Source organism: Arenimonas composti TR7-09 = DSM 18010 (assembly GCF_000426365.1).
GTDB classification, from domain to species: domain Bacteria; phylum Pseudomonadota; class Gammaproteobacteria; order Xanthomonadales; family Xanthomonadaceae; genus Arenimonas; species Arenimonas composti.
In genome coordinates, this window is record NZ_AUFF01000003.1 from 113296 (window position 1) to 137918 (window position 24623).

Annotated in this window: 24 protein-coding genes; 23 read left to right on the forward strand and 1 reads right to left on the reverse strand. The window is 71.5% G+C overall.

Annotation, left to right across the window (positions count from 1 at the left end):
* The first annotated feature begins 50 nt into the window (after positions 1-50).
* From K311_RS0107375 to K311_RS0107385, 3 genes are all read left to right on the forward strand, one after another.
* On the forward strand, positions 51-902 hold the full coding sequence (locus K311_RS0107375; protein WP_026816773.1) for a CorC family transporter: 852 nt from the start codon (positions 51-53) through the stop codon (positions 900-902).
* A 25-nt stretch (positions 903-927) separates the two neighbouring features.
* Positions 928-2208 (forward strand): lipoprotein N-acyltransferase Lnb domain-containing protein, encoded by a 1281-nt coding sequence (locus K311_RS0107380; protein WP_026816774.1) that lies wholly within the window; start codon positions 928-930, stop codon positions 2206-2208.
* 108 nt (positions 2209-2316) lie between these two features.
* The gene (locus tag K311_RS0107385) at positions 2317-3303 is read left to right on the forward strand and encodes a magnesium and cobalt transport protein CorA (RefSeq protein WP_026816775.1); all 987 of its coding nucleotides are present in this window, start codon (positions 2317-2319) and stop codon (positions 3301-3303) included.
* Between the two features lie 21 nt (positions 3304-3324).
* On the opposite strand, the gene K311_RS17620 is transcribed toward K311_RS0107385, so the two are convergent.
* Positions 3325-4515 carry an OmpA family protein gene (locus tag K311_RS17620; protein WP_051239720.1) on the reverse strand — a complete coding sequence of 397 codons (1191 nt, stop codon included), beginning with the start codon at positions 4513-4515 and terminating at the stop codon, positions 3325-3327.
* A gap of 165 nt (positions 4516-4680) precedes the next feature.
* Here K311_RS17620 and hemN point away from each other — a divergent pair, with 165 nt between their 5' ends.
* From hemN to K311_RS0107490, 20 genes are all read left to right on the forward strand, one after another.
* Positions 4681-6072 (forward strand): oxygen-independent coproporphyrinogen III oxidase, encoded by a 1392-nt coding sequence (gene hemN / locus K311_RS0107395; protein WP_425476574.1) that lies wholly within the window; start codon positions 4681-4683, stop codon positions 6070-6072.
* A 13-nt stretch (positions 6073-6085) separates the two neighbouring features.
* Entirely contained in the window at positions 6086-6841 is a 756-nt protein-coding gene (locus K311_RS0107400; protein ID WP_154659508.1) for a helix-turn-helix domain-containing protein, read from the forward strand.
* A 120-nt stretch (positions 6842-6961) separates the two neighbouring features.
* Positions 6962-9274 (forward strand): nitric-oxide reductase large subunit, encoded by a 2313-nt coding sequence (locus K311_RS0107405; protein ID WP_026816778.1) that lies wholly within the window; start codon positions 6962-6964, stop codon positions 9272-9274.
* 2 nt (positions 9275-9276) lie between these two features.
* Positions 9277-9519: a hypothetical protein gene (locus tag K311_RS0107410; protein WP_026816779.1), complete on the forward strand. Its 243-nt coding sequence runs from the start codon at positions 9277-9279 to the stop codon at positions 9517-9519.
* Positions 9520-9621: 102 nt separating this feature from the next.
* Positions 9622-10791, forward strand: coding sequence for an NnrS family protein (locus K311_RS0107415; protein ID WP_081683340.1), 1170 nt, complete (start codon positions 9622-9624; stop codon positions 10789-10791).
* Between the two features lie 10 nt (positions 10792-10801).
* Complete coding sequence (locus K311_RS0107420) at positions 10802-11200, forward strand: SirB2 family protein (protein ID WP_026816781.1); 399 nt, start codon at positions 10802-10804, stop codon at positions 11198-11200.
* Positions 11201-11267: 67 nt separating this feature from the next.
* Positions 11268-12386 carry a PLP-dependent cysteine synthase family protein gene (locus K311_RS15935; RefSeq protein WP_211223635.1) on the forward strand — a complete coding sequence of 373 codons (1119 nt, stop codon included), beginning with the start codon at positions 11268-11270 and terminating at the stop codon, positions 12384-12386.
* A gap of 128 nt (positions 12387-12514) precedes the next feature.
* Positions 12515-14047, forward strand: coding sequence for a copper-containing nitrite reductase (gene nirK, locus K311_RS0107430; protein WP_026816782.1), 1533 nt, complete (start codon positions 12515-12517; stop codon positions 14045-14047).
* A 1-nt stretch (position 14048) separates the two neighbouring features.
* The gene (locus K311_RS0107435) at positions 14049-14906 is read left to right on the forward strand and encodes a formylglycine-generating enzyme family protein (RefSeq protein WP_026816783.1); all 858 of its coding nucleotides are present in this window, start codon (positions 14049-14051) and stop codon (positions 14904-14906) included.
* Positions 14903-15496: an SCO family protein gene (locus K311_RS0107440; protein ID WP_026816784.1), complete on the forward strand. Its 594-nt coding sequence runs from the start codon at positions 14903-14905 to the stop codon at positions 15494-15496. The genes K311_RS0107435 and K311_RS0107440 overlap by 4 nt, the downstream gene beginning before the upstream one ends.
* 66 nt (positions 15497-15562) lie before the next feature.
* Positions 15563-17008, forward strand: coding sequence for a cytochrome-c oxidase, cbb3-type subunit I (gene ccoN / locus K311_RS0107445; protein WP_026816785.1), 1446 nt, complete (start codon positions 15563-15565; stop codon positions 17006-17008).
* Entirely contained in the window at positions 17005-17613 is a 609-nt protein-coding gene (gene ccoO, locus K311_RS0107450) for a cytochrome-c oxidase, cbb3-type subunit II (RefSeq protein ID WP_026816786.1), read from the forward strand. Before ccoN ends, ccoO begins: the two co-directional genes overlap by 4 nt.
* Before the next feature lie 4 nt (positions 17614-17617).
* On the forward strand, positions 17618-17773 hold the full coding sequence (locus tag K311_RS18110) for a cbb3-type cytochrome oxidase subunit 3 (RefSeq protein WP_211223636.1): 156 nt from the start codon (positions 17618-17620) through the stop codon (positions 17771-17773).
* Positions 17770-18711 (forward strand): cytochrome-c oxidase, cbb3-type subunit III, encoded by a 942-nt coding sequence (gene ccoP / locus K311_RS0107460; protein ID WP_026816787.1) that lies wholly within the window; start codon positions 17770-17772, stop codon positions 18709-18711. The genes K311_RS18110 and ccoP overlap by 4 nt, the downstream gene beginning before the upstream one ends.
* Positions 18708-19004, forward strand: a complete 297-nt coding sequence (locus K311_RS18375; RefSeq protein WP_043797118.1) for a hypothetical protein — start codon at positions 18708-18710, stop codon at positions 19002-19004. Before ccoP ends, K311_RS18375 begins: the two co-directional genes overlap by 4 nt.
* 2 nt (positions 19005-19006) lie before the next feature.
* Positions 19007-20548: a 4Fe-4S dicluster domain-containing protein gene (locus K311_RS0107470; RefSeq protein WP_026816789.1), complete on the forward strand. Its 1542-nt coding sequence runs from the start codon at positions 19007-19009 to the stop codon at positions 20546-20548.
* Positions 20545-21051 carry a FixH family protein gene (locus tag K311_RS17625; RefSeq protein WP_051239725.1) on the forward strand — a complete coding sequence of 169 codons (507 nt, stop codon included), beginning with the start codon at positions 20545-20547 and terminating at the stop codon, positions 21049-21051. The genes K311_RS0107470 and K311_RS17625 overlap by 4 nt, the downstream gene beginning before the upstream one ends.
* Positions 21048-23489, forward strand: a complete 2442-nt coding sequence (locus K311_RS15945; RefSeq protein WP_081683343.1) for a heavy metal translocating P-type ATPase — start codon at positions 21048-21050, stop codon at positions 23487-23489. Before K311_RS17625 ends, K311_RS15945 begins: the two co-directional genes overlap by 4 nt.
* On the forward strand, positions 23486-23707 hold the full coding sequence (gene ccoS / locus K311_RS0107485; RefSeq protein ID WP_026816790.1) for a cbb3-type cytochrome oxidase assembly protein CcoS: 222 nt from the start codon (positions 23486-23488) through the stop codon (positions 23705-23707). Before K311_RS15945 ends, ccoS begins: the two co-directional genes overlap by 4 nt.
* Complete coding sequence (locus K311_RS0107490; RefSeq protein ID WP_026816791.1) at positions 23707-24420, forward strand: sulfite exporter TauE/SafE family protein; 714 nt, start codon at positions 23707-23709, stop codon at positions 24418-24420. The genes ccoS and K311_RS0107490 overlap by 1 nt, the downstream gene beginning before the upstream one ends.
* The last annotated feature ends 203 nt before the right edge of the window (positions 24421-24623 follow it).

Sequence of the window (24623 nt, forward strand, 5' to 3'; positions counted from 1 at the left end):
TGGAGGTTGGCCGTGTAGAATCGACTCCCCGTCACGAGACGCTAGCCCGCATGTCAGAGGACTCGCCAAGTACCACCGCGCCGGAACGCCGCTCGTGGCTCGAACGCCTCAGCCTGGCGTTTTCCGGTGAACCGCAGACCCGCGCCGACCTGATCGAGATCCTGCGCGACGCGCAGACCAACGGCCTGCTCGAGGCCGACACCCTGAAGATGCTCGAGGGCGCCCTGTCCGTCTCCGAACAGCAGGTCGGCGACATCATGGTGCCGCGCTCGCAGATGGTGTCGCTGCCGATCGACGCGCGCTTCCTCGACCTGACGAAGATGGTGGTGGAGTCCGGGCACTCGCGCTTCCCGGTGCACGGCGAGGACCGCGACGAGATCCTCGGCATCCTGCTCGCCAAGGACCTGCTGCGCGGCCTGGTGTCCGACGGCGGCCCCGGCAGCGTGCGCGAGCTGCTGCGCCCGGCGGTGCTGATCCCCGAATCCAAGCGCCTGAACGTGCTGCTGCGCGAGTTCCGCCTGTCGCGCAACCACATGGCGATCGTCGTCGACGAACACGGCGGCGTCGCCGGCCTGGTCACGATCGAGGACGTGCTCGAACAGATCGTCGGCGAGATCGACGACGAGCACGACGACCTCGACGAGGCCAAGCTGATCGCCGCCCAGGCCGACGGCCAGTTCATGGTCGACGCGCTGACCCCGATCGACGACTTCAACGAGCGCTTCGGCGCCGACTTCCCCGACGACGAGTACGACACGATCGGCGGCCTGGTCACCTCGGCGATCGGCCACTTGCCGGCCGCCGGCGAGGAGCTGGCGCTGGGGCGTTTCCACTTCCGCGTCTGCCGCGCCGACCGCCGCCGCGTGCACACCTTCATCGTCAGCGTCCATGCGGGCGAGTGAGGCCCGCGGCCGCTTCCGTTCCCGGATGAGCCCGCCCCGCGCCGCCGCGGTGGCGGCCTGGCTGCTGGCCGCGTGGCTGCTGCTGGGCACCGCGGTCGCGCGCGCGGCCGGCGCGCCGGTGCAGGACGCCCCCGTGCCGGCGGCCACGGGGCAGGACGACGGCACGCAGGCCGCGCCGCCGCAGGCGCGCGGCCTGCGCATCGGCATCCTGACGATGGAGCCGGGCGAGATCTTCTTCGAGCGCTTCGGCCACAACGCGATCGTCGTCGACGACCCCGCCGCGGCCGGGCCGGTGTCCTACAACTACGGCTACTTCGACCTCGACGAGGAAGGCTTCGTCTGGAATTTCGCCCGCGGCCGGATGGTGTACCGGCTGGTCGCGCTGCCGCTGGAACGCGACCTGCGCTACTACGCCGAGGTCGGCCGCGGCGCGACGATGCAGTGGCTGGACCTGCCGCCGGAACGTGCCGCCGCCCTCGCCGCGCGCCTGCACGACCAGGCCACCGGGCCGGAATCGCGCTACCGCTACGAGTACTTCACCAGCAACTGCTCGACGAAGGTGCGCGACGGCATCGATTTCGCGCTCGAAGGCGCCCTGCACCGGCAGCTGGTGCCGCGCTCGCAGGGCGACACCTGGCGCAGCGAGGCCGTGCGGCTGGCGGCGCCGGCGCCGTGGATGGCGCTGGGTTTCCACCTCGGCCTCGCCGGCTGGGCGGACCAGCCACTGTCGCGCTGGGACGAGGCGTTCGTGCCGATGCGCCTGCGCGACGACCTGCGCCGGATCACCCTCGCCGACGGGCGACCGCTGGTGGCGTCCGAGGAAGTGCTGCTGCCGCATCGGCTGGGCCAGCCGCCGGACGCCGCGCCGCGCTGGCGCCTGCCGGCGCTCCTGCTCGGCATCGCGATCGCCGCCGTGGTGTTCTGGAGCGCGCGCCGGGCGCCGCGCCTGCTCGGCCTCGGCGCCGGCCTGTTCTGGCTGTTCGCCGGCCTGTGCGGCGTGCTGATGGGCTTCCTGTGGTTCGGCTCCGATCATGTCGCCGGGCACGCCAACCAGAACCTGCTGCTGCTGAGCCCGCTGGCCCTGGGCCTGCTGCCGGCGGCATGGGCGAAGCTGCGCGGCCGCACGCCGGGGGCGTGGTTCCGGCCGCTGCTGTGGACCGTCGCCGGCATGGCGGCGCTGGCCGGCTTCCTGAAGTTCCTGCCCTTCCTCGACCAGCAGAACACGGACTGGGTGCTGCTGTTGCTGCCGGTGCATTGGGCGCTGCTGAAAACCTTCGATCCGAAGCGGGAAACGAGTGGAGAGTAACGAGCAACGAGTGAAAGCGCGCGCTGCGCGCGGGTCTTCCCTCGTTGCTCGTTACTCTCCACTCGTTACTCGCTTGCCGAAGGCGCACTCCCCCCGGAAGATCCACGCATGGACCAGACCCCGTCCCCGGTGGTGAACTGCGTCGCCTACTGGCGCGACGGCAGCAAGCGGGTGATTCCGCTGGACGAGATCAGCGACGTGCTCGCCGTCGACGACGGCAGCTTCGTCTGGGTCGGGCTGTTCAATCCGCCGGCCGACCTGCTCGGCAAGCTGCAGGAGGAGTTCTGCCTGCACGACCTCGCGGTCGAGGACGCGCGGCACGCGCACCAGCGGCCGAAGATCGAGGCCTACGGCGATTCGCTGTTCATCGTCGCGCACACCGCGCAGGTCGTCGACGGCCGCATCCGCTTCGGCGAGACGCATCTGTTCGTCGGCCCGCGCTACCTGGTGACGCTGCGGCACGGCGCGTCGCTCAGCTACGCGCCGGTGCGGGCACGCCTGGAACGCGACGCCGCGGCGACCGCGCTCGGTCCCGGCTACGCGCTCTACGCGGTGCTCGACTTCATCGTCGACAACTACCTGCCGATCGTCGACGTGTTCGGCGCGCGGCTCGAGGGCCTGGAGCAGGACATCTTCGAGGAGACGTTCCGCCGCGAGACCGTGCGCGAGCTCTACGACCTCAAGCGCGAACTCACCCGCATGCGGCTGGCGGTGACGCCGCTGCAAGACATCACCGGCCAGCTCACCCGCGTCCACGTCGCGCTGATCGGCGAGGACATGCGGCTGTACTTCCGCGACGTCTACGACCACGTGCTGCGGGTGAACGACGCGGTCGACACCCTGCGCGAGATGCTCACCGCGGCGATGAACGTGAACCTCGCCCTGGTCACCGTGGCCCAGGGCGAGATCGTCAAGCGCCTCGCCGGCTGGGCCGGCCTGCTCGCGGCGCCGACCCTGATCGCCAGCTGGTACGGCATGAACTTCCCGCACATGCCTGAACTCGCGGGGCGCTGGAGCTACCCGATCCTGATCGGCGTCACGATCGCGGTGATGGCGGTGCTGTTCGTGGTGCTGCGCCGCGCGCGCTGGATCTGACGCGCGCGGCGCCCGTCGCGCTCAGCGCTTGACCAGCTCGACGCGGCGGTTCTTCGCCCGGCTCGCCGAATCGGTGTTCGCGACCAGCGGCCGGCCCTCGCCGTGGCCGTCGCTCGCCAGCCGCCCGGCGTCGATGCCGCGCCCGACCAGCGCCGCGACCACCGCCGCCGCGCGTGCCCGCGACAGCGCCAGGTTCGCCGCGTCGCCGCCGATGTCGTCGGTGTGGCCCTCGATCGACAGCGCCAGCGCCGGGTCGGCCTGCATGAGCGCCTGCACCCGGTCGAGCACGGGCGCGGCATCCGGGCGCAGCGTCGCCTTGCCGAAGTCGAAGTTCACGTACAGCGCCACCCGGCCCTCGGCATCGAGCGCGGCGCGCAGCGCGTCGGGTTCCGGCGGCAGCAGGCTGGAGGCGAACGGCTTCTCCTCGATCACCGTCAGCTCGTACATCCGGTCCTCGGAATACACGCCGACCCACACCAGCTGGCCCTCGTGCATCAGCCGGGCGGTGAGGTTGTTCTCCTCCCCGTCGTGCACGATCTCGCCGCCCCGCGCCAGCACGGCATGACGGAAATTCTCGATGACGTCGGGCCAGCCCACCGGCTGGCCGCCGTCGGCGAGCACGAAGCGGGCGTGGTACTTCGCGCCCTGCGCGGTGATTCCGGTGAAGCCGCCGTCGGCGTCGAAGCTGCGGAACTCCGCCTCGTCGAAATTCCGCCGCTCCGGTTCCTCGGCGACGAAGCCGGGCATGTGCCCGAACAGGCGGTGGTCGTCGGCGCACGGCGCGGTCAGCGTCGGGCGGTGCGGCGCGACGTCGACCACGACGATGTCGATGCGGTGGTCGTCGCTGTAGACGTGGACCCAGTGCCGGGTGCCGTCGCGGTCGAACCAGGCGTGGGTGTCGTTGCCTTCGGCGAACGCGACCGTCGCACCGAGCGCCGCGAGCTGCTCGCGATAGTTGTACTGGATCTCCAGCGCGCTCATCGGCGTGTCGCCCTGGAAGATGTAGGTGGCCTCGCAGTAGCGGCCGGCGACCGGTTGCTCGCGCACGCTGCCGTCGGCATCGGCCACGCGGAAGGTGTTGCGGTGCCAGGCGTACTTCGTCTCCGAGTCGGGCTCGTAGCCCGGCAGGGTGCCGAGCGGTGCGCAGTCGGCGGCGGCGGTGCCGGCGGCCAGGGCGAGCGTGACGGCGGCGAAGCGGAAAGCGGTCTTCATGGGCGGGAGGCTCCTCGAGGCCTGTTGCGGCGCATCATCGTGGTGAAAACCGGGTCGAACGCCGACCCGGGCTCCACGCGGACAGTCCCGGGCCGCCGGATGTGACCGTCGCGGGCTTGACCGGCGTCAAGGCATCGCCGCCGGCCGCCCGGCAGGATGCCGGCCATGAACGCGATTCCGTCCTTCGACGCCGAACTGCTGCGCCGCTACGACCGCCCGGGTCCGCGCTACACCTCGTACCCGACCGCGCCGCAGTTCGCGCCCGGCTTCGGCGAGGCGGAGTTCGTCCGTGCCGCGCGCGCGAGCAACGACGACCCGATCCCGCGCCGCCTGTCGCTCTACGCGCACGTGCCGTTCTGCTTCAGCCCCTGCTTCTACTGCGGCTGCAACCGCATCATCACCCGCGACCACGGGCGCGCCGCGCCGTACCTGCAGCGGCTGGTGCGCGAGGCGTCGCTGCTCGGGCCGCTGTTCGCGCGCGACCGCGAGGTGATCCAGATCCACCTGGGCGGCGGCACCCCGAACTTCCTCACCGCCGACCAGATCGGCGAATTCCTCGAAAGCCTCGCCACCCACTTCCGCTTCAGCAGCTCGCCCGAGCGCGACTTCTCGATCGAGCTCGACCCGCGCTTCGTCGCCGACGGTGCCGTCGCCGCGCTGGGCTTCATGGGCTTCAACCGCGCCAGCCTCGGCGTGCAGGACTTCGACCCGGCGGTGCAGGCGGCGGTGAACCGCATCCAGAGCGTCGCCGAGACGATGAAGGTCATCGACGACTGCCGCGCGCACGGTTTCCGCTCGGTCAACGTGGATCTCATCTACGGCCTGCCGAAGCAGACGCTCGCCGGCTTCGAGCGCACGCTGGACATCGTCACCGCGGCCCGTCCCGACCGGCTGGCGATCTACGGCTACGCGCACATGCCGCAGCTGTTCCGTCCGCAGAAGCAGATCGACGAGGCGCAGCTGCCGGCCCCCGAGGACAAGCTGGCGCTGCTGCAGCTGGCGATCGACAAGCTCGGCGCCGCCGGCTACGTGCACATCGGCATGGACCACTTCGCGCTGCCGGAGGACGACCTGGCGCGCGCGCAGGCGGCCGGCGGCCTGCACCGCAACTTCATGGGCTACACCACGCATGCCGACTGCGACCTGGTCGGCATGGGCGTGAGCGCGATCAGCCACGTGGCAGAGACCTTCAGCCAGAATCCGCGCGACCTCCCCGCGTGGGAGATCGCCATCGACGCCGGCAGGCTGCCGACCTGGCGTGGCATGCAGCTCGACGCCGACGACGTCCTGCGCGGCGACATCATCCAGCAGCTGATGTGCTCGGCCCGGATCGACATCGCCGACGTCGAGCGCCGGCACGACATCGACTTCGCGGCGACCTTCCCTGCCGAGCTCGACCGCGTGCGGGCGCTGGTCGCCGATGGCCTGGTCGAGGTCACGCCGGAGGCGATCACCGCGACCTCGCGTGGTCGCCTGCTGCTGCGTATCATCGCCGCATGCTTCGACCGCTACCTGCACCAGGGCGAATCCGCCGGCCGCTATTCGAAGGCGATCTGAGCGCTCAAGGGGCATCCGCGTGAGCACGCCGGCACGACGGCCCCGGCCCTCGCCGATCGCCGACGACGGCGACGAGCTGCGTTTCTGCAGCACCTGCGCGTTCTCCGACGCCTGCCTGTCGCAGGGCTACGACAAGTCGTCGCTGGCCGAACTGCACGTGCTGGTCGAACACGTCGGCCCCTTCCACGAGGGCATGCACCTGTTCCGCGAAGGCGACGAGTTCAACGCGATCGCGGCGGTGCGCGCGGGAACGGTGAAGACCTACGTGCTCGACGCCGAAGGGCGCGAGCAGGTGCTCGGCTTCCATCTGCCGGGCGAGGTGATCGGCCTCGACGCGATCCACGCGTCGCGCTATCCCTGCAACGCGGTGGCGCTCGACACGGTGATGCTCTGCCGCTTCTCGTTCCCGAAGATGGCGCTGCTGGCGACGCGCATGCCGGGGCTGCAGGCGCAGCTCTTCCGGTTGCTCAGCCAGGACATCGGCAAGGCGGCGCTGCTGTCGGGCGATTTCAGCGCCGACGAGCGGATGGCGGCCTTCCTGGTGGCGTTGTCGCGCCGTTTCGAGCGGCGCGGGTTCTCCGCCACGCGCCTGCACCTGACGATGTCGCGCACCGACATGGCGAACTACCTGCGCCTCGCGCCCGAGACCGTCAGCCGGGTGCTGCGCCGCTTCCAGTCCGAGGGCCTGGTCGGGGTCGACCGCCGCGAGCTCGAGATCCTCGATCCGGCGCGGCTCGCCGGGCTGGCGAAGGCGGTCCTCAGGGACTAGGCCGGCATCGGCGCGGGCGCTGCGGGATCCGGACGCCCACGCGATTCCGCTTGATCCAGGTCAGGGAGTGTCGCGCGGCGCGCGCGGACCATGGCGACGCATCGTCATGGGAGACGTTCGATGAGTACTACACGGAAGCTCTGGCTGGGCCTGGGAGCCCTGCTGGTCGCCTCGTTCGCCGTGCTGCTGTGGGTCGGCGGCGAGATCCACCGCGTCATGCCGCCGATCCCCGAACGGGTGGTCACCACCGACGGCCAGGTCGTCTTCACCCGCGACGACATCCAGACCGGGCGGCAGGTATGGCAGTCGATCGGCGGCCAGCAACTGGGCTCGATCTGGGGCCATGGCGGCTACGTCGCGCCCGACTGGACCGCCGACTGGCTGCACCGCGAAGCCGTCGACCTGCTCGACCGCCGCGCGCGCATCGACAACCGGGCGCCCGACTACGCCAGCCTGGGCCCGGCCGAACAGGGCGCGCTTCAGGCGCAGCTGCAGGCCGACCTGCGCGCGAACACCTTCGACGAGGCCACCGGCACGATCACGATCACGCCGGAGCGCGCGCAGGCGATCGCGAACGTGTCGGCGCATTACCAGAGCCTGTTCAGCAACGATCCGGCGACGAAGGACCTGCGCGAGGCCTATGCGATGCGCGACGGCACTGTCGCGGACGCGGAGCATCGCCGGCAGATGACGGCGTTCTACTGGTGGACCGCGTGGACCGCGGTCACCGAACGGCCCGGCAAGGACATCACCTACACCAACAACTGGCCGCACGACCCGCTGGTGGGCAACACGCCGCCGTCGGGCCTGCTGATGTGGACGGTGTTCAGCGTCCTGTTCCTGCTCGCCGGCATCGCGCTGCTGGGCTGGCACTACGCGGTGTCGCACGGCGACGGTGAGCGGCCGCTGCTGCCGGCGAGCGATCCGCTCGCGAAGGTGGTCGTGACGCCGTCGATGAAGGCCACCGCGAAGTACTTTTGGGTCGTCGTCGCGCTGTTCCTGTGCCAGATCCTGCTCGGCGCGATCACCGCGCACTACCAGGTCGAGGGCCAGGAGGCGTACGGCTTCGCGCTCAGCGACATCCTGCCGTACTCGCTCACGCGCACCTGGCACACGCAGCTGGCGGTGCTGTGGATCGCGACCGCGTGGCTGGGCATGGGCCTGTACATCGGCCCGGCGATCAGCGGCCACGAGCCGAAATACCAGGCGCTCGGGGTCAACGTGCTCTGGGTGTGCCTGATCGTGATCGTGGTCGGCTCGTTCGCCGGCCAGTGGTTCGCGGTGATGCAGAAGCTGGGCCTCGAGCACAACTTCTGGTGGGGCCACCAGGGCTGGGAGTACGTCGACCTGGGCCGCTTCTGGCAGTGGTTCCTGTTCGCCGGCCTCGGCATCTGGCTGACGCTGGTCGGGCGCTGCCTGGTCCCGGCGATCCGTGCCGGCGGCGAGTCGAAGTCGATCACCACGCTGCTGTTCCTCTCCACCGTCGCGATCGGCCTGTTCTACGGCGCCGGCCTGATGTGGGGCGAGCACACGCATCTGTCCATGGTCGAGTACTGGCGCTGGTGGGTCGTGCACCTGTGGGTCGAGGGCTTCTTCGAGGTGTTCGCGACCGCGGTCATCGCCTTCCTGTTCACGAAGCTGGGCCTGATCCGCACCCTGACGGCGACCGTCGCGGTGCTGTTCGCGACGATCGTGTTCATGGCCGGCGGCGTACTCGGCACCCTGCACCACCTGTACTTCACCGGCACGCCGACGGCGGTGATCGCGATCGGCGCCTCGTTCTCGGCGCTGGAAGTGGTGCCGCTGGCCTACGTCGGCTTCGAGGCGTACCACACGTACAAGCTCGGCCGCGCCACGCCGTGGATGCAGAAGTACAAGTGGCCGATCCTGTTCTTCGTCGCGGTCGCGTTCTGGAACCTGGTCGGCGCCGGCCTGTTCGGTTTCCTGATCAACCCGCCGCTGCCGCTGTACTACATGCAGGGCCTGAACCTGACGCCGCTGCACGGCCACACCGCGCTGTTCGGCGTGTACGGGATGCTGGGCATCGGCCTGATGCTGTTCTGCCTGCGCGGCATCAAGCCGCAGGCGATCTGGCCCGAGGCACCGCTGCGCACCGGTTTCTGGGCGCTGAACATCGGCCTGACGCTGATGGCGGTCTGCACGCTGCTGCCGATCGGCATCCTGCAGCTGAATGCCGCGATCGGCGAAGGCTACTGGTACGCGCGCTCGGCGGAGTTCATGCAGCAGCCGGTCATCGACCTGCTGGTGTGGATGCGCGTGCCGGGCGACACGATCTTCAGCATCGGCGCGCTCGCGATCGCGTGGTTCGTGCTGCGCCTGTGGATCCGGCCGACATCGGAGCCCGTGCCGGCGGCGATCGTGCCGGCCGCGGCTCCGGTGCCGGCGAAGGCTGCCGTGGCGATGGAGGCCTGACCATGGAATACCGCATCACCCTCCCGCCCCGCACGCCGGTGGACCTGGACCGTCTCGCCGCGGCACTGCAGGGGTTCGATCCCGCCGCGATCGTCGACCACGACGCGGTCATCGGGCGACTGCGCATCAACGCCGCGATGTCGTCCCTCGCGCTGGCCGGACTGCTGCATGCCCTGGGCGTTCCGGTCACGCCCGACGGTGTCGAAACCCAACCGTCCGTCTGCTGCGGCGGCTGCGGCGGCTGAGCCCGCCGCGCCTGACCTGCATCAAGGCGCGTCCACGGCGGGCCACCTAACCTGCCCGCCATGGACGCCAAACGCATACCTGCTCCCTTTCCGCTCGCGATCATGGGCGCGGCCCCACACCGGCTGATGTTCTTCGTCGGTGCCGCGAACGTGCTCGCCGCGATGGCCTGGTGGACCGCCTGGCTCGCCGGCAAGGCGCCGCCGATCGCGACACCGGCCGGCTGGGTGCACGCGTTCGTGATGCAGTACCAGGTGCTGCCCACCTTCATCTTCGGTTTCCTGCTCACCGTCTTCCCGCGCTGGATGGGCCTCACCGAAGCCGGCCGCTGGCACTACCTCCCGGTCGGGCTGGGGCTGCTGCTCGGGCAGGCGCTGACGCTGGCCGGCGTCGCCGCCGACATCCCGGCGCTGCTGCACTTCGGCGTGATCAACACCTGCGCCGGCTGGATCGCGGCGATGGCGGTGCTAGCCGGCTGGCTGCTGCGCGCGCGCGAGCCGAACTGGCACGCGATCTCCTGCTTCGCGGCGCTGGTGTTCGGCCTGGCCGGGCTGCTGTGCTTCGCGGTCTTCCTGCACACCGGCAACCCGAAGCTGGGTTTCGCGATGCTCAAGATCGGCACCTTCGGCCTGCTGGTGCCGGTGTATGCGACGGTCGCCCACCGGATGTTCCCGTTCTTCGCCGGCAACGTCGTGCCCGGCTACCGCGCTTGGCGGCCGCTGTGGCTGCTGGGCGCGATGTGGCCGCTGTGGATCGCGCACTTGGCGCTCGAGCTCGCCCACCTGCACCCGTACCTGTGGCTGGTCGACCTGCCGATGCTGGCGCTGACGACACTGGCGCTGTGGCGCTGGTGGCCGCGCGGTAAGGCGCCGCCGCTGCTGCGCGTGCTGTTCATCGGCTACGCCTGGCTGCCGCTCGCGCTGGCGCTGTACGCCGGCCAGTCCGCCTGGTTCATGGCGAGCGGCGAATACCTGCTCGGGCGCGGCCCGGTGCACGCGCTGTCGGTCGGCTTCTTCGGCAGCCTGCTGGTGGCGATGGTGACGCGCGTGACCCAGGGCCACTCCGGGCGGCCGCTGGTGCTGGGCACGATCCCGGCGCTGGCGTTCGCCGGCATGCAGCTGGTCGCGGTCGTGCGCGTGGTTTCGGAACTGTTCGCGAACCCGTCGCCCTGGTTCATCGCCGCCGGCGCCGGCTGGCTGCTCGTCTTCCTGCCGTGGGTGGTGCGATCGCTGTGGATCTACGCGACGCCGCGCGCCGACGGCAAACCCGGTTGAGGATCTTCCGATGCTCGCGTTCTACCTGCAGATCAAGATGGTCCACATCGCGATGGCGCTCGCCAGCGGCGGCCTGTTCGCGCTGCGCGGCGCGCTCGTGCTCGCCGGCGTGCGCGCGGCGATGGCGACGCCGGTGCGCTGGCTCAGCTACGCGATCGACACCACGCTGCTGACCGCGGCGCTGATGCTGCTGACCGCGCTCAAGCTCAACCCGTTCGTGGTGCCGTGGCTGGGCGTGAAACTGACCGCGCTGGTGATCTACATCGTGCTCGGGACCTTCGCGCTCAAGCGCGGGCGCACGCGCAGGGTGCAGGCGGCCTGCTACGTCGCCGCGCTGCTGGTGTTCGGTTTCATGTACTCGGTGGCGCGTGCGCACCACCCGCTCGGCGTCTTCGCGGGGATGTCCTGATGGATCCGGCGATCCGGCCCCCGCCCGGCCCGCGCCCGTGCGTGCCGGCGCCGTGCGAGGCCCTCGCGTGAGCGCGCGCGCCTGGAGCGCGGCCGCCGTCGCCACGCTGGCCCGCGAGGCCGCGCGTTCGGCCGACACGCATCTGCTGCAGCTCGGGCTGCCCGCCTTTCCCGGTATCGACCTGTATTTCAAGGACGAGTCTTCGCACCCCACCGGCAGCCTCAAGCACCGGCTCGCACGCTCGCTGTTCCTGTACGCGCTGTGCAACGGGCGGCTTCGCGAAGGCCAGGGCACCATCGACGCCTCGTCGGGCAGCACCGCGATTTCCGAAGCGTGGTTCGCGCGCCTGCTCGGGCTGCGCTTCACCGCGGTGATGCCGGAGACCACCGCGCCGGCGAAAGTGCGGCTGCTGCGCGATTACGGCGCGGACGCGGTGCTCGCGCCGGTCGGCGCCGACTGCCGCGCGGTCGCGCGGGCGCGCGCCGCCGCCGACGACCTGTGCTTCCTCGACCAGTTCGGGCTCGCCGAACGCGCCACCGACTGGCGCGGCAACAACAACATCGCCGAGTCGATCCTCGCCCAGATGGCCCGCGAGCCGCATCCGGAGCCGGCGTGGATCGTCTGCGGCGCCGGCACCGGCGGCACCTCCGCGACGATCGGGCGCTATCTGCGCCTGCGCGGGACCCGCACGCGACTGTGCGTCGCCGAACCACGCGGCGGTGCGTTCGCCGAAGGCTGGCGGCGGCGCGATCCGGATGCCCGCGCGAGCGCCGCGACGGTGATCGAAGGCATCGGTCGCCCGCGCGCGGAGCCGGGCTTCCTGTACGACGTCGTCGATGCCGTCGACGAGGTCGACGACGCCGACTCGATCGCCGGCGCCTGGCTGCTCGGCGAACGGCTCGGGCGCCGCTACGGAGGAAGTTCCGGCACGGTGCTGCTGGCCTGCCTCCGCCTGGCGCGCGGGATGCACGCCGCCGGCACCGGCGGCAGCATCGTCGGCCTGCTCGGCGACGGCGGCGAGCGCTATGCGGAGACGCTGTTCGACGCGGCGTGGCTCGCGGCACGCGGCATCGATGTCGCGGCTGCGCGGGCCGCACTGCGGCGGCAGTTCGACACGGGACTGCCGCCGGGTGTGCCGCGCACGGGGCTCAGTCCGCCCGCGTCGTTTCCCGTTCGGGATCGATGAACAGCTTCCCCTTCGCGACGAGTGCGGGCAGACTCGGGATCACCGCTTGCTTGACGTGGGTCAACACGGCCGACGCCGTCGCGTTCGATCCTTCCCCCGACGCAGTATCGACCGTCCGGAGAATCCGCATGAAGCGCAGTCTGTTGGCCCTCGCCTTCCTGTCCCTGCTCGCTGCCGGTTGCGGCCGCGACAACCCGAATGCCGCGCTCGATGCCCGCGACGCCGCGCGTGCCGACGCCGCGGCCGCCGCCGGCGGTGACACCGGCGGTTCCCGCGCCGGCGATTTCGGGCCGCCCCAGGGCGAACCGATCGAGGCGATCCTGACCAGCCCGCCGCTGGTGCCGCCGGCGACTGGCCGCGACTACCCGGCGAAGGTCGTCGTCAACCTCGAGGTGCGAGAGGTCGACCTCGAGATCTCCGAAGGCGTCACCTACACCTTCTGGACGTTCGGCGGCACCGTGCCGGGCAGCTTCATCCGCGTGCGCCAGGGCGACACGGTGGAGTTCCACCTCAACAACCACCCCGACTCGAAGATGCCGCACAACATCGACCTGCACGGCGTCACCGGCCCCGGTGGCGGCGCCTCGTCGACATTCACGGCGCCCGGCCACAGCTCGCAGTTCACGTTCAAGGCGCTCAACGCGGGCCTGTACGTCTACCACTGCGCGACCGCGCCGGTCGGCATGCACGTCGCCAACGGCATGTACGGCCTGATCCTGGTCGAACCGCCGGAGGGGCTGCCGGAAGTCGACCGCGAGTTCTACGTGATGCAGGGCGACTTCTACACGACCACCAAGTACCGCGAGAAGGGCTACGCGCCGTTCGACATGCAGCGGGCGATCGACGAGAACGCGACCTACGTGCTGTTCAACGGCAGCGAAGGCGCGCTCACCGGCGACAACGCGCTGCGCGCGAAGGTCGACGAGACCGTGCGCATGTACGTCGGCAACGGCGGTCCGAACCTGGTGTCGAGCTTCCACGTGATCGGCGAGATCTTCGACAAGGTCTGGTACGAGGGCGGCACGCGCTACCAGGAGAACGTGCAGACCACGCTGATCCCCGCCGGCGGCGCCGCGATGATGGAGTTCCACACCGAGGTGCCGGGCAGCTACGTGCTGGTCGACCACTCGCTGTTCCGCGCGTTCAACAAGGGCGCGCTGGCGATCCTGCAGGTCGAGGGCCCGGAGAACCTGTCGATCTACACCGGCAAGGAAGTCGACGAGACCTACCTGGGCGACGCCGGCGCCAGCCGCGCGCCGGTGGCCGAAGCCGCCGCCGCGGCCGCGGCCGGCACGCTGACGCCGCAGGAACAGGCGGCCGCGGGCCAGGCGCTGTACGCCGGCACCTGCTCCACCTGCCACCAGGGCAACGGCGCCGGCCTGGCCGGCGTGTTCCCGCCGCTGGCGAAGTCCGACTACCTGACGCGCAGCCACGACGAGCTCATCGCCGTCGTGCTCAACGGCCTGAGCGGGCCGGTCACGGTGAACGGCCAGGACTACAACTCGGTCATGCCGCCGATGAGCCAGCTGACCGACGACGAGGTCGCCAACATCCTGACCTACGTGCTCAACAGCTGGGACAACCCCGGCGGCGTGGTCAGCAAGGAAGACGTCGCCCGCGTCCGCGCCGGCACGCCGCGCTCGGAAGGCGCCGCGCACTGACATGCGCGCGGCCGCGCTCCCGGTGACGCTCGCCGCCGCGCTGGCCCTCGGCCTCGCGGCGGCGCCCACCCTGTCTGTAGGAGCGCCTTCAGGCGCGAATCCCCCGACCCCGGCGCCCGCAACCCCGGCCGCCACGCCATCGGACTGGGTCACGATCCCCGCCGGCTCCTTCCCGTCCGCGCTCCGCTACGAGGACATCACCGGTCCGGTCGCCGTCGACGCGTTCCAGATGCAGCGCCGCCCGGTGACCAACGGCGAGTTCCTCGCGTTCGTCACCCGCAATCCGCAATGGCGGCGCGGCGTCGCGCCGGCGGTGTTCGCCGAGGCGCGCTACCTGCAGCACTGGTCCGGGCCGCTGAGCCTGGGCAGCGTCAAGCCCGCGCAGCCGGTCGTGCACGTGAGCTGGTTCGCCGCGCAGGCCTACTGCGAATCGCAGGGTGCGCGCCTGCCGACGTGGTCGGAATGGGAATACGTGGCCGCGGCCGACGCCACCCGCCGCGACGCCCGCGCCGACCCGGCATGGCGCGAGCGGATCCTGGCCTGGTATTCGGTGCCGTCGAACCGCCCGCTTCCCGAGGTCGGCGGCGAGCGCAACGTCTACGGCCTGCAGGACGTGCACGGGCTGGTCTGGGAGTGGACCGAGGACTGGTCGGCGATGCTGGTCTCCACCGACAGCCGCGAGCAGGACGTCTCCGACGCGATGCGTTTCTGCGGCGCCGGCGCGCTGTCGATGGAGGACCGCGACAACTACGCGATCCTGATGCGCGTCGCGCTCCTGTCTTCGCTCGAAGGCGACGACACCACCGGCAATCTCGGCTTCCGCTGCGCCCGCGACCTGCCCCCAGGAGCCGCCCGATGAACCCGTTCCTCCGCGCGCTGGCCGTCGCCGCCGTGCTCGCGATGCTTCCGGTACCCGCCGCGGCGGCGGAGCGCGCCGTCCCGGCCGACCTGCCGCCGGAGTCGGCGTATCGCCTCGGCGACACCTACAGCGACCAGGCCGGGCGGGAGTTCCTGCTCGCCGACGGCCGCGGCAAGGTCCGCGTCGTCAGCCTCTTCTACACCTCGTGCCGCTACGTATGCCCGCTGATCATCGACAGCGCGAAGGGCGTCGAGCACGCGCTGACCGACGCCGAACGCGCCCGCCTCGGCTTCCTGCTGGTCAGCCTGGACCCCGACCGCGACGACACCGCGGCGCTGAAGTCGGTCGCCGACCGGCGCCGGCTCGATCCGGCCCGCTGGACGCTCGCCCGCACCGACGCGGCCGGCGTGCGCCGCCTCGCCGCGGTGCTGGGCGTGCGCTATCGCGCGCTGGCCGACGGCGAGTTCAACCACACCTCGGCGCTCGTGCTGGTCGACGGCGAGGGCCGGGTGCTGGCGCGCACCGAAACGCTCGGGTCGGTGCCCGACCCGGCCTTTCTCGCCGCCGTGAAGGCCGCGCTGGCCGATTGACGCATGTCAAAGCCGGGAGCGCCCCGGCTGGCCGACAATGGGCGCCGTGAACGCAGGGAACCGCGCATGTCCACGAGTACGGAAAGTTACAACGACAAGGTCGTCACGCAGATGGCCGTCGCCACGGTCATCTGGGGCGTCATCGGCATGGCCGTCGGCGTCTTCATCGCCGCCCAGCTGTACTGGCCGGCCCTGAACTTCGACATCCCGTGGCTGAGCTACGGCCGGCTGCGGCCGCTGCACACCAATGGCGTGATCTTCGCGTTCGGCGCCACCGCGCTGATGGCGACCAGTTACTACGTGGTGCAGCGCACGTGCCACGTGCGCCTGTTCTCCGACAGGCTGGCGGCCTTCACGTTCTGGGGCTGGCAGGCGGTGCTCGTGGCGGCGGTCATCACGCTGCCGCTGGGCATCACCCAGAGCAAGGAATACGCCGAGCTCGAGTGGCCGATCGACATCCTGATCACGGTGGTGTGGGTCGCCTACGCCGTCGTGTTCTTCGGGACCATCGTCAAGCGGCGGATCCCGCACATCTACGTCGCGAACTGGTTCTACGGCGCCTTCATCATCGCGATCGCGGTCCTGCACATCGGCAACAACCTGGTGATGCCGGCCTCGCTGTGGAAGTCCTACCCGATCTACAGCGGCGCGGTCGACGCGCTCGTGCAGTGGTGGTACGGCCACAACGCCGTCGGCTTCCTGCTGACCACCGGCTTCCTCGGGATGATGTACTACTTCGTGCCGAAGCAGGTGCAGCGGCCGATCTACTCCTACCGCCTGTCGATCGTGCATTTCTGGGCGCTGATCGGCATCTACATGTGGGCCGGCCCGCACCACCTGCTCTACACCGCGCTGCCGGACTGGGTGCAGTCGGTGGGCATGGTGTTCTCGCTGATCCTGCTGGCGCCGAGCTGGGGCGGCGCGCTCAACGGCATCCTCACGCTGACCGGCGTGTGGCACAAGCTGCGCACGGACCCGATCCTGAAGTTCCTCATCGTCGCGATCTCGTTCTACATGATCGCCACGTTCGAGGGGCCGATGATGTCGATCAAGACCGTCAACTCGCTGAGCCACTACACCGACTGGACCGTCGGCCACGTGCACGCCGGCGCGCTGGGCTGGATCGCGATGATCACCGTAGGCTCGCTGTACGCGCTGTTCCCGCGCCTGTTCGGCGCGCCGGCGATGCATTCGACGAAGGCGGTGGACTGGCATTTCTGGATCCACACGGTCGGCGTGGTGCTGTACATCGCCTCGATGTGGATCGCCGGCGTCATGCAGGGCCTGATGTGGCGCGCCACCAACCCCGACGGCACGCTGACCTATGCGTTCGTCGAGGCGCTGAACTCCACGTACCCGTACTACCTGGGCCGGCTCTGCGGCGGCCTGCTGGTGCTGGCGGGCATGCTGCTGATGGTCTGGAACATGTGGAAGACGTGGCAGGCGGGCAGCCGCGCCGCGGTGCCGGTGATCGCGCCGGCCGTCGACCACGCCGAAGGAGCGACGCCATGAGCGGGCACGAGAAACTCGAGAAGAACATCGGGATCATGGCGCTGGCGATCGCCGCGGTGATCAGCTTCGGCGGCCTCGCCGAGATCCTGCCGCTGATCTACCAGGCCGAGGCGATCGAGCCGCTGCCGGGGCAGAAGCCCTATCCGGCGCTGGAGCTGGCCGGCCGCGACGTCTACGTCCGCGAGGGCTGCTACAACTGCCACTCGCAGATGGTGCGCACGCTGCGCTTCGAGACCGAGCGCTACGGCCACTACTCGCTCGCCGGCGAGTCGGTGTACGACCGCCCGCACCAGTGGGGCAGCAAGCGCACCGGCCCGGACCTGGCGCGGGTCGGCGGCCGCTATTCCGACGACTGGCACCGCGTGCACCTGATCAATCCGCGCGACGTGGTGCCGGAGTCGAACATGCCCGGCTACCCGGCGCTCGCCGAGACCCGCATCGACGTCGCCGAACTGCGCGCCCGCATGCGCGCGCTGCAGCGGCTGGGCGACCCGTACACCGACGAGGAGATCGAGGCGGCGGGCGACGCGGTCCAGGGCAAGACGGAGCTGGACGCACTGGTCGCGTACCTGCAGGGCCTCGGCCGCTGGGCGCCGAAGGGCTGACGGCGTGCTCACCGGGATCGTGACGCTGGTCGCGATGGCCGCCTTCCTCGGCGGCGTCGCATGGGCGATGAGCAGCAGGCGCAAGCGCGAGTTCGACGAGGCGGCACGGCTGCCGCTCGAAGAGGACGACGCGCGCGAACAGGACGGGAAGGACAAATGAGCAAGGGCTGGTCGATCTACGTGATCCTGATCGTGGCGGCGAACATCCTCGGCGCCGCCTGGCTGCTGTGGTGGACCTCGCGCCCGCCGAAGGACGGCAAGCACACCGAGACCACCGGGCATGTGTGGGACGGCGACATCCGCGAATACAACAAGCCGCTGCCGCGCTGGTGGATCAACCTGTTCTACATCACGATCGTGTTCGCGATCGGCTACCTGATCTGGTTCCCGGGCCTCGGCGGTTTCGCCGGCACGGCCGGCTGGACCTCGGCGGGCGAACACGACCGCGCCAAGTCGGAAGCCGACGCGCGCCTCGCGGAGGCGTTCAGTCGCTTCGACGGCATGGGCATCGACGAGATCGCGCGCGACGAACAGGCGGTCGGCTTCGGCGCGCGCATCTTCGCCAACACCTGCGCGCAATGCCACGGCGCCGACGGGCGCGGCGCGCGCGGCTTCCCCAACCTCACCGACGCGGACTGGCAATGGGGCGGCAGCCCCGAGCAGATCCTCACCACCGTGCTGCACGGCCGCCAGGCGGCGATGCCGGCGCTCGGCGCGGCGATGGGCGGCGAGGTCGGCATCTCGGAAGTCGCCGCCTACGTGCAGAGCCTGTCCGGCCTGCGCGCCGATCCGGCACTCGCGGGTGCCGGCAGGGCCCGCTTCGCCGGCGTCTGCGCCGCCTGCCACGGCGCCGACGGGCGCGGCAACGAGGCCCTCGGCGCACCGAACCTGACCGATGGCGTGTGGCTCTACGGCGGCGACTTCGAGACGATCCGCGAGGGCGTCATCGCCGGCCGCAACGGCATGATGCCGGCGCACCTGCCGATCCTCGGCGAAACCCGCTCGCGCCTGGTCGCCGCCTATGTGTGGTCGATCTCCGACGCGGCGCGTCGCGAGGCTGGCGGCAGCGCGGCCGCGGGGGGAGAATCGGTACGGTGAAACTCCGCGCCGAACCGGTCATCGACCATCCGCCACGGCCGCTCGCGCAGCGGCTGGGCGCGATCCTCTGGCCGAGCTTCTTCGCCGCCGGCGTCGCCACCGCCGCGGTGTTCGCGCATTTCGATCCGCTGGCGCTGCGCGACCTGGTCTGGCCGGAGCTGGAGATCAGCCGCGGCAGCGCCTACACCCTCGGCTTCTTCCTGCTGTGGTCGTGCACCGCGGCGTCGAGCCTCTTCACCTGGCTGCTGCTGCGGCCCTCGAGCCGGTTCAACCCGCCCACCGGGAGAATGTAGTCGTGCCCCGCGGTATCCCCATCGAAGTCGTCGACGACGGCGCCGCCTACGTCTCCGAGCGCAAGGTCTACCCGCGCGAGATCGACGGCCGCTTCGACCGGCTGCGCAAGATCGCGGTGTTCTGGCTGCTCGGGATGTACTACGGCTTCGCGTGGATCCCGTGGGGCGACCGCCAGGCCGTGCTGTTCGACCTGCCGGCGCGCAAGTTCTACGTGTTCGGGCTGAACTTCTGGCCGCAGGATTTCTTCTACCTCGCGCTGCTGCTGATCATCGCCGGCATGACGCTGTTCTTCGTCACCGCGCTCGCGGGGCGCATCTGGTGCGGCTACGCCTGCCCGCAGACGGTGTGGACCGAGGTGTTCCTGTGGATGGAGCGCTGGACCGAAGGCGACCGCATGCAGCGGATGAAGCTCGACGCCGGCCCGTGGAACGCCGACAAGATCCGCCGCAAGCTCGCCAAGCACACGCTGTGGCTGGTGTTCGCGCTGTGGACCGGCTTCACGTTCGTCGGCTACTTCACCCCGATCCGCGATCTCGGCGCGCGCCTGGTGCCGTTCGAATGGGGCGGCTGGGAAACGTTCTGGGTGCTGTTCTACGCGCTCGCCACCTGGGGCAACGCCGGCTTCCTGCGCGAGCAGGTCTGCAAGTACATGTGCCCGTACGCGCGCTTCCAGGGCGCGATGTTCGACCGCGACACGCTGATCATCGCCTACGACCCGATGCGCGGCGAACCGCGCGGGCCGCGCAGCAAGGCGAAGATCCGCAGCGTGCTCGAGCGCGCGCGCGGGCTGCTGCCGCTCGACGTCGCGACCGCGGCGGTCGTCGACGCCGCCCATCGCGGCAAGAAGACCGATGCGCGCGCGACCACGTCGCTAGTGGTCGACGCCCAGCACGGCCTGCCGCCACCGCCGGTCGCGGCGACGCCCGAGGACCTGGGCGACTGCATCGACTGCACGATCTGCGTGCAGGTCTGCCCGACCGGCATCGACATCCGCAACGGCCTGCAGTACGAGTGCATCGCCTGCGGCGCCTGCGTGGACGCCTGCGATTCGGTGATGGACCGGATGGGTTACCCGCGCGGCCTGATCCGCAACACCACCCAGAACGCGCTCGACGGCAAACCGACGCGGATCCTGCGCGCGCGCGTGCTGATCTACGGCGTGCTGCTGCTCGCCGCGACGTCGGCGTTCGTGTTCGGCATCGCCGGGCGCAACCCGCTGATCGTCGACGTGATCCGCGACCGCAACGCGCTCTACCGCACGGCCGTCGACGGCACGGTGGAGAACGGCTACCAGGTGCGCATCGTCAACAAGGGCCAGCAGGCACGCACGTTCCGCATCGCCGTGCAGGCGCCCGACGGCGTGGTGCTCGTCGACGCGGCGCGCGTGCTGTCGGCCGACGCCGAGGAGGTGCTGACCGTGCCGGTCACGCTGCGCGCCCCGCCCGGCGCCGTGCGTGGCGGAAGCGACGTCGTGTTCGTCGTCGAGAGCGAGGACGGCGGGCTGCGCGCCGAGACGGAATCGCGCTTCTTCGGGCCGCCGTGAACGCGTCCGCGCGTCGCTGGTACCGGGAGCCGGTGACCTGGCTGCTCGTCGGCTTGCCGCTGGTGGGCGTGATCGCGACGCTGGCGCTGCTCGGCGTCGGCGCCGGCCTGAGTTTCGATTCCGCGCCCGACGACGTGCGCCGCAGCGCCCAGGTGCAGCAGCGCGACCTCGCCGCCGACGAACGCGCGCTCGCGCTCGGCCACCGCGTCACCGCGCACCTGCGCGGGGACGGCGCCTTCGAGATCGCGCTGGACGGGCTGCCGGACGGCGACTACGCGCTCGAACTCGTGCATCCGCTGGAGGCGCGCCTGGACCGCCGCATCGAGGTCGCGCGTGGCGCCGGCGTCGTCACCGTCGCCGATTTCGACCGGACGATCGCCTGGCGTCTGCGGCTCGCACCGGCCGACGGCCACTGGCGCATCGTCGGCCGCTGGGACCCGTCGGCGCCCGCCGCGGACGTGGTCCTGCAGCCGGCCTTCGCCGCGGCGGAGCCGCCGCGATGACCCCGCGCGGGGCAGGCGCCGCCGTCGGCGCGGCCGTCGCCTCGCCGTCGCCCGCCGCCGGGCATGTCCGCGACGCCTGCCACCACTGCGGCGAGGCATTGCCGGCCGATCCGCCGCGCGCCCGCATCGACGGCGTCGACGCCGCGTTCTGCTGCCCGGGCTGCGCCGCCGCCGCGCGCTGGATCGCCGAGGCCGGCCTCGCCGACTACTACCGCCTGCGCAGCGCCGACGGCGCCCGCGTCGATCCCGATCCCGAGGACTTCGCGGCCTGGGACCGCGACGACGTGCTCGCCGGCCACGCGGTGGCGATCGCCGGCGGCCGCGAGATCACCGTCGTCGTCGACGGCATGCGCTGCGCCGCCTGCGCCTGGCTGATCGACCGTGCGCTCGCCGGCGAAGAAGGCGTGCTGGCGGCCGGCGCGAACGCCGTCACCGGCCGCGTGCGGATCGCCTGGGACCCGGCGCGCGCGCGGCTGTCGGCCCTGCTCGCGCGGCTCGGTGCGCTCGGCTACCGCGCCCACCTCGCCGGCGGCGCCGCCGCCGAGCGCGAGCGACGGCGCGAACGCAACACGCTCATCGCCCGCCTCGGCGTCGCCACCCTCGGCGCCCTGCAGGCGATGATGTACGCCGACGCGCTGTACTACGACGCCACGATGTCGGTACCGATGCGCGACCTGTTCCGCTGGACCGCCCTGCTGGTGTCGACGCCGGTGGTGTTCTTCAGCGGCTGGCCCTTCCTCGCCGGCATGGCGCGCGAGCTGCGCGCGCGGGCGCCGGCGATGGACACGCTGATCGCCGGCTCGGTGTTGCTGGCCTACCTCGCCAGTGCGGTGCAGACGTTGCGCGGCGGCGCCGTGGTCTGGTTCGACGCCGCGGTGATGTTCGTCTGGTTCCTGCTGATCGCCCGCTTCCTCGGCGCGATGGCGCGGCAGCGCGCCGGCGCGGTGCTCGACGTGCTGGCGCGGGCGCGGCCGGCGCTGGTGACGCGCGAGGTCGACGGCCGTCGCGAGCGCGTACCCGCGGCGGCGCTGCAGGTCGGCGACGTGCTCCGTGTCGCCCCCGGCGAGGCGCTGGCCGCCGACGGCGAACTGCTGGCACCGGCGGCCTTCGACGAATCCCTGCTCACCGGCGAATCGGTGCCGGTCGCGAAATCCGCCGGCGACACCGCCTGGGCCGGCAGCCTCTGCCGCGAGGCCTCGGCGCGGCTGCGGGTGACCCGCATCGCCGCCGACACCCGGCTGTCGCAGCTGGTGCGCCTGGTCGAGGACGCGCAGGCGCACAGGCCGCGGCTGGCGCGGGTCGCCGACCGCGTCGCCGGCCAGGTGGTGACGGCGCTGCTGGTGGTCGCGGCGGCGGTGTTCGCGCTGTGGAGCTGGCAGGTGTCGCCCGAGCGCGGATTCGAGATCGCGCTCGCGGTGCTGATCGTCACCTGCCCCTGTGCGCTGTCGCTGGCGGTGCCGACCGCGCTGGCGAGTGCGCACGCGGCACTGGCGCGGCGTGGCGTGCTGGTGCTCGCCGACGACGCCCTCGACGCGCTGGCGGAAGTCGACACCGTCGTGTTCGACAAGACCGGCACGTTGAGCCGCGGCCAGCCGCGCCTGCTCGCGACGCGCGTCCTCGCGGATGTCGATGCAGCGGCGGCGCGGGCGCTGGCGGCGCGGCTGGAACGTGGCAGCGCTCACCCGCTGGCATATGCCTTCGCGGCGTTCGACCCCGGTGACCGCGACGGCCTGGTCGTGACCACCATTCCGGGCCACGGGCTCGAGGCCGACATCGACGGCGCCCGCTGGCGCCTGGGCCGGGCCTCGTTCGCGACCGGCACCGCCGGCGACGACGATGCCGGCACGCTGGTGCTCGCGCGAGACGAGGTCGCGGTCGCCGAGTTCACCGTCGCCGATCCGCTGCGCGACGACGCCGCCGACGCGGTCGCGGCGCTGCGCACCGCCGGCCTCGACGTGCGCATCCTCAGCGGCGACGGCGCCGCCGCCGTCGCCGCCGTCGCCGCCGAGGTCGGCATCGAGCGTTTCGCCGCCCGCCAGTTGCCGCAGGACAAGCTCGCCGCAGTGCGCGCGCTGCAGGCGCAGGGCCGGCGCGTGCTGATGGTCGGCGACGGCCTCAACGACGCGCCGGTGCTGGCCGCTGCCGACGTCTCGATCGCGCTCGCCGGCGGCGCCGACCTCGCCCACCGCGCCGCCGGCATCGTCGTGCTCGCCGACCGCCTCGGCCGCATCCCGGAAACGATCGCGCTGGCGCGGCGCACGCGGGCGGTCGTGCGGCAGAACTTCGGCTGGGCGATCGCCTACAACCTGGTCGCGCTGCCCTTCGCCGCGATCGGCGTGGTCGGCCCGGGTCTCGCCGCGCTCGGCATGGCGGCGTCGTCGCTGCTGGTCACCGGCAACGCCCTGCGCCTCGGCCGCGGTGCGAAGATCGCCGCATGAACATCCTGCTGGCGCTGATCCCGGTGTCGATCCTGCTGCTCGGCGCGGCGATCTGGGCCTTCCTGTGGGCGGTGCGCCGCGGCCAGTTCGACGACCTCGACACGCCGGCGCTGGACATCCTGCGCCGCGACGACGCGCCGGCGCAGCCGCGCCGCGGCGACGACGCCGCATCGAACGGCAGGGCCGCCACCGACGAATCCACGGAGCCGCCGCGCTGATGCCGGTCGACCTGGTCGTGCTCGGCGCGGCGCTGCTGACCGGCCTGCTCGGCGGCGTGCATTGCGTCGCGATGTGCGGCGGCATCGCCACCGGCCTCGCCGGCGCCGGGCCGCCGCGTCTGGCCAACGCGTTCGCGCTCAACGGCGGCCGCGTGCTCGGCTACACCCTCGCCGGCGCGATCGTCGGCGGCTTCGGCGGCGCCCTGCTGTCGCTCGCGCGCATCGACGGCCTGGCGACGACGCTGCGCATCGCCCTCGGCGCCGTACTGATCGTCGTCGCGGTGCGCCTGCTGTGGCCGCGTCGCTTGGCCTGGGTGACGCGCGCCGGCGGCGTCGCCTGGAACGCGCTGGCGCCGCTGCGCGCGCGCGTGGTGCCCTCGACCGGGCCGCTGCGGCCGTGGCTGATGGGCATGCTCTGGGGCTGGCTGCCCTGCGGGCTGTCGACGACGGTGCTGGTCGCCGCCTGGCTCGAAGCCGACGCCCTGCACGGCGCCCTGGTGATGCTCGCCTTCGGCACCGGCACCCTGGCGACGATGGTGCCGCTGACCTGGGCCGGCGCCCGCCTGCAGTCACGGCTGGCCTCGCGCCGGGGCCGCATCGCCTCGGCGGCGCTGATCGCCTCGGCCGGCATCGTCACGATCGCCGCGCCATTCCTCGCCGGCGTACCCGGTGTGCATGCAGTTCTGGAAGCGCTGGGCTGTCGGTCGGTCTGAGCGCGCAGTTCCTAGCCGCAACGCTCCGTCACTCGGACAAATTCCGTTGCCAGGTTACCTCGACAACAATGAAGTTCATAATTCACTGCACCCGACCCGTGATGCCATCCGCTCCGATCAGGTCATCTTCGTCCCGGGGAATTCCCAATGAGTCACGCATGTGCGCAACCATGAGCACCTCGCTCATCGCCGAGCACTCACTT

Excerpts from the sequence above, each read along its gene's own strand:
- K311_RS0107375 (WP_026816773.1), top strand. The coding sequence starts at position 51 with ATGTCAGAGGACTCGCCAAGTACCACCGCGCCGGAACGCCGCTCGTGG.
- K311_RS0107380 (WP_026816774.1), top strand. The coding sequence starts at position 928 with ATGAGCCCGCCCCGCGCCGCCGCGGTGGCGGCCTGGCTGCTGGCCGCG.
- K311_RS0107385 (WP_026816775.1), top strand. The coding sequence starts at position 2,317 with ATGGACCAGACCCCGTCCCCGGTGGTGAACTGCGTCGCCTACTGGCGC.
- K311_RS17620 (WP_051239720.1), bottom strand. The coding sequence starts at position 4,515 with ATGAAGACCGCTTTCCGCTTCGCCGCCGTCACGCTCGCCCTGGCCGCC.
- hemN (WP_425476574.1), top strand. The coding sequence starts at position 4,681 with ATGAACGCGATTCCGTCCTTCGACGCCGAACTGCTGCGCCGCTACGAC.
- K311_RS0107405 (WP_026816778.1), top strand. The coding sequence starts at position 6,962 with ATGAGTACTACACGGAAGCTCTGGCTGGGCCTGGGAGCCCTGCTGGTC.
- K311_RS0107410 (WP_026816779.1), top strand. The coding sequence starts at position 9,277 with ATGGAATACCGCATCACCCTCCCGCCCCGCACGCCGGTGGACCTGGAC.
- K311_RS0107415 (WP_081683340.1), top strand. The coding sequence starts at position 9,622 with ATGGGCGCGGCCCCACACCGGCTGATGTTCTTCGTCGGTGCCGCGAAC.
- K311_RS0107420 (WP_026816781.1), top strand. The coding sequence starts at position 10,802 with ATGCTCGCGTTCTACCTGCAGATCAAGATGGTCCACATCGCGATGGCG.
- nirK (WP_026816782.1), top strand. The coding sequence starts at position 12,515 with ATGAAGCGCAGTCTGTTGGCCCTCGCCTTCCTGTCCCTGCTCGCTGCC.
- K311_RS0107435 (WP_026816783.1), top strand. The coding sequence starts at position 14,049 with ATGCGCGCGGCCGCGCTCCCGGTGACGCTCGCCGCCGCGCTGGCCCTC.
- K311_RS0107440 (WP_026816784.1), top strand. The coding sequence starts at position 14,903 with ATGAACCCGTTCCTCCGCGCGCTGGCCGTCGCCGCCGTGCTCGCGATG.
- ccoN (WP_026816785.1), top strand. The coding sequence starts at position 15,563 with ATGTCCACGAGTACGGAAAGTTACAACGACAAGGTCGTCACGCAGATG.
- ccoO (WP_026816786.1), top strand. The coding sequence starts at position 17,005 with ATGAGCGGGCACGAGAAACTCGAGAAGAACATCGGGATCATGGCGCTG.
- ccoP (WP_026816787.1), top strand. The coding sequence starts at position 17,770 with ATGAGCAAGGGCTGGTCGATCTACGTGATCCTGATCGTGGCGGCGAAC.
- K311_RS15945 (WP_081683343.1), top strand. The coding sequence starts at position 21,048 with ATGACCCCGCGCGGGGCAGGCGCCGCCGTCGGCGCGGCCGTCGCCTCG.
- ccoS (WP_026816790.1), top strand. The coding sequence starts at position 23,486 with ATGAACATCCTGCTGGCGCTGATCCCGGTGTCGATCCTGCTGCTCGGC.
- K311_RS0107490 (WP_026816791.1), top strand. The coding sequence starts at position 23,707 with ATGCCGGTCGACCTGGTCGTGCTCGGCGCGGCGCTGCTGACCGGCCTG.